The following is a 13,433-nucleotide window of genomic DNA, read 5'->3' as shown; positions in this document are numbered from 1 at the left end:
CAGGATTCAGATGCTATCTCTGAAGAATAATAAATCCACTTACATATTTTTTGCATTAATTTTGGTTATGGCTTTTGTTCTTCGAATTGTCGGATTATCCCAGAGACCAATGCATGGCGATGAAGCAATTAATGCTTTTAAATTAGCCGAACTGATAGAAACCGGTATTTTTAAATATGATCCGCAAGAATATCATGGACCTGTTTTATATTTTTTCTCACTGCCGCTAACCTACATTTTACAAATCAAAACTTTGCAAAATCTTAATGAATTTGTTTTAAGGCTTTTACCGCTTCTTTTTGGAATGGGTCTGTTTGGTATTTTGTTTTTTATCAGGAAATCAATAAGTAATAAGTGGCTTATTTATTCATCCATTTTTTTAGTACTATCGCCGGCTTTTGTTTTTTACAGCCGATATTTTATCCATGAAATGTTATTTGTTTTTTTTACATATGCTGTAATAATTACTGTTTATAACTTACTAAAAAAGCCAACCTATTTTAGCTCATCCCTGTTTGGTGTTTCTCTTGGTTTGTGGATGGCAACAAAAGAAACCTGGATAATTGTTTTTGCAGCAATGTTATTTTCAACAGCTGTTTTATCCCTAAACAAACTATTCCGTCATAGGATTTTTGAAAATTTAAAAAAGTTAAAAAAAGAATTTTGTCTGGTTGCCATTCTTCTTTATGTTTTTACAATCACCGCAACATTCAGTTCTTTCTTTCAGCACATGCAGGGGGTGAAAGATTTCTTCACCAGCTTTGCTTTTTATTTTAACAAAGCATCAACGACACAACAGCATATCTATCCGGTTTACGAATATTTGAGTTGGCTTTTAAACCCATTTGGGAAAGGATTGATTGGCGAGAGCATAATTTTAGTTTTAGCCATTGCCGGAGGCATTTTACTATTTCAGGACAAAACCCGAAGCCTTTTTATTTCTTTTATAGCATTATTTTCGGTTTCTACTTTTGCTTTTTATTCAGTCATTCCATATAAAACGCCTTGGAACATTTTAACAGCATGGTTCGGTTTTATTATTATGGCCGGCTATGGTTTTACTACAATAAGTGAATTAATTATTGACAACAAAAAGCGATATTTTTTTTATGTATTGAGCCTCGCATTCGCGCTTCATCTTTTCTACTATTCGTATCTTATCAACCATTTAGATTTTGATTCGCCAAATAATCCTTACACTTTTTCTCAGCCGCAATTAGCAGTTTTGGAAATAGAAACTCAGTTTGAAAGCATGGCCGCCAATTTAGAAAATCGGTATGATCACTATATTGAAGTAATATCACCGGCAAATGATTATTGGCCATTACCTTGGTATCTCAGGAACTTCAAAAGAATTGCCTGGCGGGATAAAGTTGATTTTTTATCAGAATCAGCAGATATAGCCATAATTAATATCGATTTGGAAAGCGACTATATTAAAAAGCTTTATGAATATCCGCCACCCGGAAAACGTGATTTATTTATTCCACTTTTTTCTAACGAAATCTCAATTCGGCCCGGACTGAAAATGAATGCCTATATTAAAAAAAGTCTTTGGGATTCTATGCAACAAGAACCAATTCGCGATATAAATGGAAAAATAAATTGAAAGATCAGGACGACAAATCAATTAATATTCAACCTTCTCTGAATCAGGATAATGTCCATTCCTTCTCACATTTTGCTATGGCTACGGTTTATGAAATTATGATTTCCCATAAAGATTCTATTTATGCTGAACAAGCCGCGCAAGCAGCTTTTGAAGAAATTGATCGTCTGGAATTGGAGCTTAGCCGTTTTATTGAAAACAGTGATATTGCCAGAATTAATGCAATGTCAAAAAATGAAGAGATCATTATTGGCCCGGATGCTTTGGAGTGTCTGGTAAAATGCTTTGAAATAAAAGTAGAAACAAACGGTGCCTTTGATATTTCAATTGGAAGCAATATTGATCTGTGGAAGAATAAATCGACCGTACAAAAAACTGATCCTGCCTTATTAAAAAAAGTTGAGTTACAAATTGATATTGAAAACTTTCGGGTAACTTTGCTCTCAGAAAATGCTAATCTTGATCTGGGCGGTTTTGGAAAAGGATATGCCATCGACAGAGTTCATGAACTTCTTTTGGATTGGGGAATCGAATCGGGATTTATCCATGGTGGATCGAGCAGTGCTTTGGCTTTTGGATCAAGTTCAAAAAATGAATGCCGGGAAATTTCTTTTACACATCCGGAAAACAAATCAGTTTTATATAAAGCAGGGTTAACAAACATGGCTTTGAGCGGATCCGGAATTTCTAAAGAAAACCATATAATAAATCCGGGCACAATGGAACCGGTACAGGAAAGATTAGCAGCCTGGGTTTTTGCAGAAACTGCGGCAGCCTCCGATGCATTATCAACGGCATTTATGATTATGCCCGGCAATGAAATAAATAAATATTGTGAGGAAAACAAAAACGTTTCAGCCATAATACTGGAAAAAGAGCAAACCAATCCAAAATATATTGGGGAGTATTTTAAGCAAAAGGACTTATAAAAACCGCTTTTTTAGCGATTGTATTTGTTTTAGAAAACCGAAAAAGTTTCTGAAAAGGGATAACCGGGAATCCCGGTCACATGTCCATTCTATGGGAAACTCCCTGCTGGTAAATTTCTTTTCTTTTGCTAATAAAAGCACCTCAATATCAAATAAAAAACCATCGATTTTACACTCTTTCCAAATTTCCTTTGCCACACTGCCTTTGAAGACTTTAAAGCCGCATTGCGTATCTGTTAAATTTTTAAACTCAAAAAGATGTGTGACTAAATTTCTGAACAGAAAGGAAGTAAAACGCCGATACCAAACTTTATCGATTAGTATTTTACTTTCATCTAAATTCCTGGAACCCCAGGCAAAATCCAGCTTTTCATTTTCAATTATTTTGATGCCTTTGGTAATGTATTTTAACGGAACAGTGTTGCCACTATCCATAATACAAATGTATTGGCCTTTGCTTTGATTAACACCAATTTTTACAGCATGGCCTTTCCCAACATTGGTTTTCAACTTTACCAGTTTTAAGTTAATCGCACTTTTATTTAGATAAGAGCCAAGTACATCAGCAAGATTATCACCGCTTCCATCATCAACAATTATTGTTTCTAATTGGCAGGATGTTTGTTTTTGGAAATTTAGAATGTTTTCAATATCACGATGTATTTTGCCCGCCTCGTCCAAAACGGGGATAATTATTGAAAGCAAGATAACGCCTCTATTACTACATGATTAAATTTAATACAAATTGAGATACTTTTATGGATTATTTAAACAGAAGGGAATGTGTTGGCCTGAAAATCAAAGTCAACTTGTAATTCCTTTTTAGTCTTAATTCGATTATATTATTGGCTGCTAAAACACTGAACATTTTTTTTAGATTAACCGGAGGCACTATGAAAACTATTTTTATAATTAGTACATTTTTTTTGTTTTTAACTGTAAATGTTTTCTCTCAAGATCGGCCTGATTGGAAAGCCGGTGTACCCGAGGGATGTACAACAATTACCGTTGGCAGGCTGGCAACTGATGATGGCTCAGTAATGACCTCACATACGGATGATAGTCACCGAACACGTTCCTGGTTGGACATGACTCCTGCAAAGGATCATCCAAAAAACGCCAAGGCAACAATGTATAAACGTGTCCCTTTCGATTCTCTGGCGATGCCAACATATAAGCACGATCCAATCGGTTCAATCCCACAGGTAGATCATACATACGGATTTATAAATACAGCCTATCCCTGCATGAATGAACATCAGTTAGCTATCGGTGAAACGACCTTTGGCGGACGCGAGTCTCTGGAATCGGAAAGGGGCTTAATTGATTGCCAACGTTTGTGTCAGCTAATGCTGGAACGTTGTACTACAGCCCGCGAAGCAATAAAACTTGCCGGGGAACTTACTAAAAAGTACGGCTGGAATGACTCTGGTGAAATGCTGACAATCGCCGACAAAAAGGAAGTATGGCATTTGGAAATTATGGGCCCGGGAAAAGGTAATCTTGGCTCAATCTGGGTAGCTCAACGCGTACCGGATGATCATATTTCTGTTGGAGCCAATGGAAGCCGAATCCGAAAAATTGATTTAGATAATCCGGATTATTTTATGGCGTCTGAAAATGTTTTTCAGGTTGCACAAGACAGCGGTTGGTGGGATCCTGCTAAAGGTGAATTTGAGTTTGTGTATGCCTATGCTCCGGAAAACAGAACAACATTTGCCACACGTCGCAGAGAATGGCGTATACTTTCCATGGCAGCTCCTTCTTTAAATTTACATCCAAATGATGAAAATTATCCGTTTTCTGTTAAACCGGATAAACCGATAACAAAAGAAAAAATGGTAGAGATGTTCTCGGATTATTTTGAGGGCACACCTTATAATTTTATCAAAAATATTACCTGGGCAAATGACAGTGGCAAAGTTGAGATTTCACCTCTGGCTAATCCGTTTATGCCGTATGATATGAACCCGCTATTCAATGTAAATGGCGGTTGGGATGAGCTGGGTGAACGCACAATTGCCCGCTGGTATACCATGTATGCAACTATAACACAATCACGCGATTGGTTGCCCGATGAAGTGGGCGGCGTTGTATGGCTGGCCTGGGATAATGTGGCGACATCCGTTTATACACCACTATATGCCAATGTTACATCCGTTAATAAGTATTTTAAAACACCGGGGAGAATAAACGGGTATACGCATGATTCCGGTTGGTGGGCTTTTAACCGATTGGGAACACTTGCTGCACAGCGTTGGGGCGATATGCGGTATGATGTGCGTGATGTTTTTGACCCGATGCAGGCAGAATTATTTAAGGACCAAAAGGAAATTGAGAAAAAGGCACTTACTCTTTTGAAAAAAGACAAAAAAGCGGCCATTAAGTTTCTTACCGATTATACAAACAAGTGGGGAATCAAAGCCTCGGAAGAAGCCTGGAAACTTGGTGATAAACTTTGGACCAAGTATGATGAGAAATTCTAAACGATTTTAATATAAACCCTTTTTAAAGGCAGGTTGCATTTTGTGATCTGCCTTTTTTTTGCTGCAATGAAAAATGAACTATCGAAAGGTGCAGTGCATTAGAATAAAGGGTAGAATATAAACGACAAATATTTGTCAAAAATATTAAGGGCTGATATATTCTGTCAATCTAACAATTTTGTTTCATATTTTATCTGGTTACCAAATTTGAAAACTTCTGTTTTAACCCTGACCATTAGTTTGTTTATAATTATAGTGTTGATATTCAAAGACTCTTTGATTCTATCCGCGAATGAAGAAAATGGACCGGTCGAGATTCATTTTGTTGACAGAATTTCTTCGGCTCATGAAAAAATAATAGAAGCATTTAATAAAGAATATCAGGGTAGAATAAAAGTCGTTCCGATAAACCTGCCGTTTTCTAAATTTAGCACCAACGAACGTAAAGAGATTCTTGCCCGATCACTGCGCAGCAAAAATGAACACTTGGATATCTTTGCGGTTGATCTGATTTGGGCTCCTCGATTTGCAAAATGGGCTTTTCCCCTGGACACATATTTTGATGACGATTATCTCACAGAGTTCTGGGAGCACACTTTAGAATCATGTATCTATGAAGAGCGTTTGGTTGCTCTCCCATTATATACGGACATAGGTCTGATGTTTTACAGAAAAGACTTGATTGATAAAATCGGGTTTGCTGATTCTTTGCTTCAAAAGTCAATTACCTGGACAGATTTTATTAAAATAGGAGAGCGGTTTAAAAATACATCACACCCGTTTTTTTTGTTTGCTGGCGATAGTTTTGAAGGTATGATTTGCAGTTTTCACGAATCGTTGCCTTTGAATTCAGGAATTGAAGTTTTTGGAAGTGAAAAAATAAATTTAAACAATAATGGGGCGCGCAAAAGCCTGCAGTTGATGGTTGATTTGATCCATAAATATAAATATGCACCAAAAGAGATTTTGGGTTTTAATGAAAACAAAAGCAGACTTTACGCCCTGAAGCATGATGCTGTTTTTATTAGAGGATGGCCCGGTTTTTTTAAAGATGAACCTGAAACAGCAAAATATCGGGACAAGTTAAAAAATTTCCGGGTAACGGGTTTACCTCATTGGGAGGGTGAACAGAAAAACGCTGTATATGGTGGGTGGAACCTGATGATTTCAAAGTTCTCAAAGAACAAGAAAGAGGCTCTTCAGTTTTTGAAATATATAGTATCAAAAAAAAGCCAGAACATTTTGTATTCTGAAAGCGGTTTTTTTCCGGCCTTGAAAAGTGCCTATGCCCAATCAGAGTTTTCAAAAGATAGAATTTTAAAGCTTTATTTTGAACTTCTAAAAAATGGAAAACACAGGCCATTCCGCGAAAATTATACACAAGTATCCGATATTATGGCACATTATCTGCACAAAGCCCTGCAAAAAGAAATTTCTGTTGACCAGGCATTAAGTCTGGCAACGGATAAAATTAATTCACGCCAGGTTTTTATTAAATGAATTTAGATGATACCCGAACAGTTTCACTATTAAATAAAGTTAAGCGTTATCACTTTGAGTGGAAGCACTTATTGGTGTTATTTATTGTTCTCATTTTTTTTCAGATCATTATTTCATTTATTCATAAAATTTCTTTAACCGAACTACAAGGTGAAACCCAGGATTGGTATAAACGTGACTCTGCTGAAAGAATTGCTAATTTAACAACAACCTCGCTTGAGTTACTTTTGGAAACAAACAGAAGTATTGAAAGCAATTCCAGTGAAAAACGAAGGGACATGATTCAGGCATTTAACATCATTTTTAGCCAGCAGCTTTTGCAGGAAAATATAGATCAAATTTTGGTCTTTGTTTCAGAAGATGATTCTGTTTATGTAATCAGGGATGGTGATGTTTTTTATGATTTTCTCTTTGACGAAAAGAAGCCTAAGCGAGAACCCGGTTCACAGAATGAGATGATAAAAGCATATCAGGGAATTCGGCAACAAGTTAAAGAAACAGAGCAAATCCATACAATGGAAGAAGGGGAACATACCTACCATGTTTTCGTGCCGCTTGTTCCCAATGGAGAATTTGCCGGAACAGTATATTTAAAAATATCACCTGATTTTTCATTTATCAACCGTCAAGTAGTTTCAAATTATGATCAAACAGCACTTATCTTTTCAGCATTAATTCTCTTCGGTTTACTGGCAATGTTTTATATCTCGTCATATACAGTAAAAGAGCGTGATGAAACACAACAACAGCTCTTTGAAGAACGAGAGTCGCATTTACGTGAGCAGATTGATTATCAAAAAGAATCACTTTTTACAAAACGGATATACCATACTCACCATAAAGCAGAAAAAGTTATGGGCTTTATTAAAGAAGACCTGCGCTATTTGAACAGTGATAATATTGAACGAGTGAAAAATGATGTAGCAAAGTATGCAAACTTTATTTCGCGTGTTATTTATGACATGAAATGGTATGATCCGCCATTACAAACAATTCGCAATCCAATTTTTCAAACTAATATTAATGATGTAATCAGCTTCCTTATTAAGAATATATTTTTGCGGCTTTCTAAAAATGTTGACCGCATTTCTTTTGAACAAAACCTGCAGGATCAGCTTCCTGTTGTAAATATTAATGAGTATGTTGTCTGGGAAATCCTGGAACCTTTAATCCAAAATAGTATCGATCATTCCGGCGATAACCAAATCCATGTGATAATCTCTACGAAACTTGATGAAGAGAATAACAGAATACAAATATCCATAAGCGATAATGGAGTAGGTGTAACCGAAGAGTTATTGTTTGAAGATGAGGAAGGCAGGAAGACTATTTTTAAAGAAAATGTATCAACAAAAGTTGATATAAACTCCGGATACGGCTGCTACCTTGCGTATGAGGTAGCCAAACGCTGTGGCTGGAAACTGGATGTGGAAAATAATGAAAAAAGTGGAAGCTGCTTTAAACTAATAGCGCCACTATAGGAGTATTTTTGATTTTAAAAAACAACATAAACATACTGCTGATTGAAGATGAAGAGTATGATGTTCGGCGCGTAAAGAACACACTGACACCTTTTCAGGATAAAATAAAAATCAGCAAAGTAGTAGCCGATGGTGAATCAGCACTGAAAGCCCTTAAAAAAAACAGCAATAATTATGATGTGATTATTATGGATTTTCAGATTGTAGGGGGCATTACGGGCGAGTCACTAATACGTGCTATAAAGCAAATTGATGATACCCTGCAGATTATCGTGGTCACTAAAATGACAGTTAATATTAGTGATTTTGATTTTGCAAATGCCCTGCTGGAAGCTGGCGCAATGTGGTATTGCACAAAATACCCCGGTGATATCGAGAATTATATTTATCAGCCAACCGATTTTATCCTTAGTATAATTAATGCATATCAAAAGCGTAAACTGGAAATAAAGCAGCGTAATGCTGATGGCAAGCTTAAAAAGAAAGTAGATGAAATTCTTTCAGGAAAACAAATCCTGGGTAATTCTAAAGCAATTCAAACCGTTCGCGAACAAATAGAACGTGCTGCATTGCAGGATGCAACCGTACTAATATATGGCGCATCAGGAACGGGTAAAGAATTGGTGGCCAAGCACATCCATTATAAAAGTAAACGTAAATATGAAAAGCTGATAACTGTTAACAGCGGAAGTTTGCCGCACGAACTGATTGAAAGCGAATTATTTGGATTTGAACGAGGCTCTTTTACCGGTGCATACCAGGATAAAAAAGGATTGTTTGAAGTGGCTAATAACAGTTCAATTTTTTTGGATGAGATTGGCGAATTACCACTTTCTGCGCAAGTAAAACTATTACGTGTTTTACAGGAAGGTGAAATTGATAAAATTGGACGTACTGAAAAAATTAAAATAAATGCGCGGATTATTGCGGCAACCAATGTAGATTTGCAGGAGGCTATTGCAAACAAAACTTTCCGGGAAGATTTGTTCTACCGCTTAAATGTAGTAAATATTAATATTCCACCTTTGAAAAAACGCCCTGAAGACATCCCGCTTTTGGTTGACTTTTTTATCAATAAATATATTGAAGAACTTTCCATGGAATTGCCTAAAATGGAGGATGGTGTATTGGATTTGTTACAGAAATTTCCCTGGCCCGGAAATGTACGCCAGTTGCAAAATGTTCTTCAACGCTTGCTTTTTGTTACTCATGGAACGATTACAACTGATGATGTGGAAAATGCACTTGGTTTTAAGCGGGAATTTTCTCGTTTTGATACAGAAAAATCTACAATTAATTGGGAGCCGGGCCATATTTTACCCTGGCGTGAAATGGAAAAAAAATTAAAAAGAGATTATTTTCAATTTGTACGAAACCAAAAATCATCCGATGCTGAAGCTGCAAAAGAACTTGGCCTGGCACCACCAAATTATTACCGAATGTGTAAAGAACTTGGACTTAAATAAATGATTATTAAGCGACTTTATATCTTTCTGATCTTTTTAGTTTTTTTAGCGGGGTGTCAACCTGGTGTTGATCGTCCTGTTAAAGTCATGACTTTTAATATTCGTTATGGTTTGGTTGATGACGGTCAAAATTCCTGGCAATATCGAAAGACTTTTGTAGCTGATGTGATCAAATATCATCAACCTGGAATTGTTGGATTACAGGAAGCTTTGGGTTTTCAGTTGGCCTATCTTGATAGTTCACTGGATCATTATACCTGGTTTGGTGCTGCTCGTGATGATGGTAAGCAACAAGGTGAATACACAGCTATTTTATATGATTCGAGGCGTTTTAAAATGTTAAGAAACTCAACATTCTGGTTGTCGGAAACACCTGATAAGCCTAGCCAGAGTTGGGACGCTGCTTTGAAAAGAACAGTAACCTGGGCAGAGTTTGAAGATTCAAAAACTTCGAAGAGATTTTTTTATTTTAACACACACTTTGATCATAGAGGTGATACGGCAAGGTATGAAAGTGCGAAATTATTAAAACGCAAAATTACTGAAATAGCAAAAAACAATTATATTATTTTAACCGGTGATTTTAATTGCGATCCACTGGATGAACCATACAAACACCTCACCTCAAAGGATATTCCAGATTCAGAAATTTTATTTGATACACGGCTGATTTCAAAATCAGGGCACTATGGTCCTAATAGCACGTTTACAGGTTTTGATTTGAATGCCGATCCATCGGAACCAATTGATTTTATTTTCTGTGGCGATAAAATCACAATAAAAAAACATGCTACAATTTCCGATACCTTTGATGGAAAACTTCCTTCCGATCATTATCCGATTCTTGTCGAGCTTACATTGAATTACAACTAAATCTAAATGGCACAAGAATTGCGATATTATCCTCAAAATTAAAATAATATTATTTGAGGACCGGGCGTGAAAATCTACATATTCAATTTATTTCGTTTTCTTCTTCTTTTTGTATTATTAATTCAACAAGTCTCTTGTTCAGAAAACACGGCAAATTCTGATGACGAGGATGAGGATGGTCCAGGGTGGCAGCTGGTTTGGAATGATGAGTTCGATTCAACGGCCATAGATTTGCAAAAATGGAATTTTGAAACAGGTCCAGATTGGTATAATAATGAAGCACAGTATTATTCGGGCCCATACGAGAATACATTATTAGCAAATGATTTGCTGGTTATAGAAGCACGTAAAGAAAACCGTGAAGGTAGGGAATATACTTCATCGCGCATGACAACCCAGTTTAAGGGAGGTTGGCTTTATGGCAAGTTTGAAGTACGTGCACGTATGCCGAGTGGGAAGGGATTATGGCCTGCAATTTGGATGATGCCAACACATTCTTCTTATGGTGATTGGCCCCGAAGTGGCGAGATTGATATAATGGAATTAGTAGGACATGACACCAAAACAGTACATGGTACTTTGCACTATGGTGATTTACCACCAAATAATATTCAATCAGGGACATTTTATTCTAGTTCATCCGGCAATGATTTTTATGAAGATTTTCATGTGTTTACACTTGAGTGGGAAGAAAACGATATGCGCTGGTACGTTGACGGTGAGTTATACCAAACGCAAACTCAATGGTTTACAGTAAATGGGGACTATCCGGCGCCATTTAACCGAGAGTTTTTCTTGATTTTAAACGTGGCTGTTGGAGGTAATTGGCCTGGATACCCTGATGAAACGACGAATTTTCCACAGCGCATGTATATAGATTATGTACGAGTTTACCAATGGCAGGAGTAGTTTAACAATGAAAGTTGCAATAACAGTTTTAGTATCAATATTTGTGGTTATTAATAACTTATCAGCTGAAGGATTTCTTAAAACCGATGGTAAAAAAATTGTTGATGAACAAGGTAATGAAATTATTCTACGTGCTATGGGTTTGGGTGGATGGATGGTTCAGGAGGGTTATATGCTTCAGACTTCTTCTTTTGCCGGGCCGCAACATAAAATTCGTGCTCACATTGAGGAACTGATTGGAACTGAAAAAACCCAAACTTTTTATGACGCCTGGTTGGCAAATCATACGCGAAAAATTGACATTGATTCCCTGGCCGCATGGGGTTTTAATTCTGTTAGAGTACCGCTTCATTATAACCTTTTTACTTTACCGATTGAAGAGGAGCCAACACCCGGATTACATACTTGGCTAGATACAGGTTTTGTTCTAACGGACAGCCTGCTAAATTGGTGTGCTGAAAATAAAATGTATCTGATTTTGGATTTACACGCCGCGCCTGGCGGGCAAGGTAAAGATGCTGCTATTTCTGATTATGACGATACAAAACCTTCTTTGTGGGAAAGTGCCGACAACAGGGCAAAAACAATCGCCTTATGGCAAAGACTTGCTACGCGTTATGCAAACGAACCTTGGATTGCAGGATATGATTTACTGAATGAGACAAACTGGCCAATGTCTAATAATGATATGCTCAAACAGTTATACAGGAATATTACAAATTTTATTCGGACGGCAGATAAAAATCATATTATTTTTATTGAAGGAAATTGGTTTGCTAATGATTTTACTGGATTAACCCCGCCATGGGATGATAACATGGTCTACAGTTTCCATAAATATTGGAGTAATAACGACCAGGGATCAATCCAGTGGATGCTAAATATGCGCGAAGAATATAATATTCCAATTTGGTGTGGGGAGTCTGGTGAAAACTCAAATACCTGGTTTACAGATGCGATTCGCCTATTTGAACAAAATAATATTGGCTGGGCATGGTGGCCGCTAAAAAAAGTTGAATCGATTTCAGGCCCGCTTTCAATACCTAAAAATGCCGACTATCAAATCTTACTGGATTATTGGGAGGGAAGAGCAACAAGGCCATCGGAGCAATTTAGTTTTAACGCACTAATGCAGCTGGCAGAGGATTTAAAACTTGAAAATTGCACTTTTAATAAAGACGTAGTTGATGCCATGACTCGGCAGATTACAAGTAACGAGACAAAACCCTTTAAAGAAAACAGCGTACCGGGTAAAATATTTGCGACCGATTTTGATATGGGTCGTAACGAATATGCTTACCTTGATAAGGTCGTTGGAACATACCAGGTGTCGACTGGGAATTATACTGCCTGGAATGATGGTTGGGGTTACCGTAATGATGGAGTGGATATTGAACCATGTCAGGACTCGGAGAGTAGCAACGGGTATAATGTGGGCTGGACAGAAGATGGCGAATGGCTTAAATATACCATTCACACTGAGATGGCAGATTCATTTAAATTAAATTTACGTGTAGCAAGTAATTCTTCAAACGGTCAGTTCAGGCTGAGTATAGATGAGCTTGCGGGATCAAATATTTCTGTTACTTCCACGGGTGGCTGGCAGGATTGGGAAACGATTCCGGCAGGAAATTTTTACTTAACCGCAGGATCACATTCTGTCAAACTGGAAATTCTTAAAGGCGTGTTCAATATCAATTTTATTGAATTTATCGGTCAGAATTTAAGTAGCAGTGGTAGTTATCCGGGAGATTTTAAACTATTTCAAAATGGTCCGAATCCATTTAATCCAAGTACGACAATTAGATACCATTTAAAAAAGGGCGGGGATATTAAGCTAAACATATATGACTCCCTTGGCAGACTTGTAAAAAGAATTGTAAGAAAAAACCTTCCAGAAGGTTCTCATGAAGAGCAATTTCAATCTACGGGTTTGGCTGCGGGTATATATTATTCTCAGCTTTTATATAATGGGAAATCTCAGCATAAAAAAATGATTCTTTTACCATAACCTAATAACTAAGTTTACTGGTTGCAGGACCTAAATCTTATTAAAATGATAATGATATTTTTATTAATTTAATAAGATTTTGTTCTCTCCTCACAAAAATCTCCCCTTTAAGAACAGACTAAACAAAATATGTTTTTGGCATAAAATATGAACGAATTTATGATGCCTC

General features: G+C 36.8%; 10 protein-coding genes. 9 read left to right on the top strand and 1 reads right to left on the bottom strand.

Going from position 1 to position 13,433, the window contains the following annotated elements; translation table 11 throughout:
- Positions 1 to 10: 10 nt before the first annotated feature.
- Complete coding sequence (locus HND50_07355; GenBank protein NOG45030.1) at positions 11 to 1,609, top strand: TIGR03663 family protein; 1,599 nt, start codon at positions 11 to 13, stop codon at positions 1,607 to 1,609.
- On the top strand, positions 1,606 to 2,538 hold the full coding sequence (locus tag HND50_07350) for an FAD:protein FMN transferase (protein ID NOG45029.1): 933 nt from the start codon (positions 1,606 to 1,608) through the stop codon (positions 2,536 to 2,538). Before HND50_07355 ends, HND50_07350 begins: the two co-directional genes overlap by 4 nt.
- Here HND50_07350 and HND50_07345 read toward each other — a convergent pair.
- Positions 2,533 to 3,243, bottom strand: coding sequence for a glycosyltransferase (locus HND50_07345; protein ID NOG45028.1), 711 nt, complete (start codon positions 3,241 to 3,243; stop codon positions 2,533 to 2,535). The two genes, HND50_07350 and HND50_07345, sit on opposite strands and share 6 nt — an antisense overlap.
- A gap of 188 nt (positions 3,244 to 3,431) precedes the next feature.
- Between HND50_07345 and HND50_07340 the strand changes: the two genes are divergently transcribed.
- The 7 genes from HND50_07340 to HND50_07310 all read left to right on the top strand — a co-directional run bounded on the left by HND50_07340 (position 3,432) and on the right by HND50_07310 (position 13,264).
- Positions 3,432 to 5,024, top strand: coding sequence for a peptidase C69 (locus tag HND50_07340; GenBank protein ID NOG45027.1), 1,593 nt, complete (start codon positions 3,432 to 3,434; stop codon positions 5,022 to 5,024).
- A gap of 207 nt (positions 5,025 to 5,231) precedes the next feature.
- Entirely contained in the window at positions 5,232 to 6,524 is a 1,293-nt protein-coding gene (locus HND50_07335) for an extracellular solute-binding protein (GenBank protein NOG45026.1), read from the top strand.
- A complete protein-coding gene (locus HND50_07330) occupies positions 6,521 to 8,005 on the top strand; it encodes an ATP-binding protein (GenBank protein NOG45025.1) in 1,485 nt (494 codons plus the stop codon). The genes HND50_07335 and HND50_07330 overlap by 4 nt, the downstream gene beginning before the upstream one ends.
- Positions 8,006 to 8,013: 8 nt before the next feature.
- Positions 8,014 to 9,471 carry a sigma-54-dependent Fis family transcriptional regulator gene (locus HND50_07325; protein NOG45024.1) on the top strand — a complete coding sequence of 486 codons (1,458 nt, stop codon included), beginning with the start codon at positions 8,014 to 8,016 and terminating at the stop codon, positions 9,469 to 9,471.
- Positions 9,472 to 10,344, top strand: a complete 873-nt coding sequence (locus tag HND50_07320) for an endonuclease/exonuclease/phosphatase family protein (protein NOG45023.1) — start codon at positions 9,472 to 9,474, stop codon at positions 10,342 to 10,344.
- A gap of 66 nt (positions 10,345 to 10,410) precedes the next feature.
- Positions 10,411 to 11,253 carry a glycoside hydrolase family 16 protein gene (locus HND50_07315; protein NOG45022.1) on the top strand — a complete coding sequence of 281 codons (843 nt, stop codon included), beginning with the start codon at positions 10,411 to 10,413 and terminating at the stop codon, positions 11,251 to 11,253.
- 7 nt (positions 11,254 to 11,260) lie between these two features.
- Positions 11,261 to 13,264, top strand: coding sequence for a cellulase family glycosylhydrolase (locus HND50_07310; protein ID NOG45021.1), 2,004 nt, complete (start codon positions 11,261 to 11,263; stop codon positions 13,262 to 13,264).
- Positions 13,265 to 13,433: the final 169 nt, after the last annotated feature.

The organism is Calditrichota bacterium (assembly GCA_013112635.1).
GTDB lineage: Bacteria > Calditrichota > Calditrichia > Calditrichales > J004 > JABFGF01.
The sequence above is the reverse complement of the archived record's forward strand: the minus strand, read 5'-3'. Positions and strand labels throughout refer to the sequence as shown.

Coding starts and splice junctions, on each gene's coding strand:
- HND50_07320 (NOG45023.1), top strand. CDS start 9,472: ATGATTATTAAGCGACTTTATATCTTTCTGATCTTTTTAGTTTTTTTA.
- HND50_07310 (NOG45021.1), top strand. CDS start 11,261: ATGAAAGTTGCAATAACAGTTTTAGTATCAATATTTGTGGTTATTAAT.
- HND50_07340 (NOG45027.1), top strand. CDS start 3,432: ATGAAAACTATTTTTATAATTAGTACATTTTTTTTGTTTTTAACTGTA.
- HND50_07355 (NOG45030.1), top strand. CDS start 11: ATGCTATCTCTGAAGAATAATAAATCCACTTACATATTTTTTGCATTA.
- HND50_07330 (NOG45025.1), top strand. CDS start 6,521: ATGAATTTAGATGATACCCGAACAGTTTCACTATTAAATAAAGTTAAG.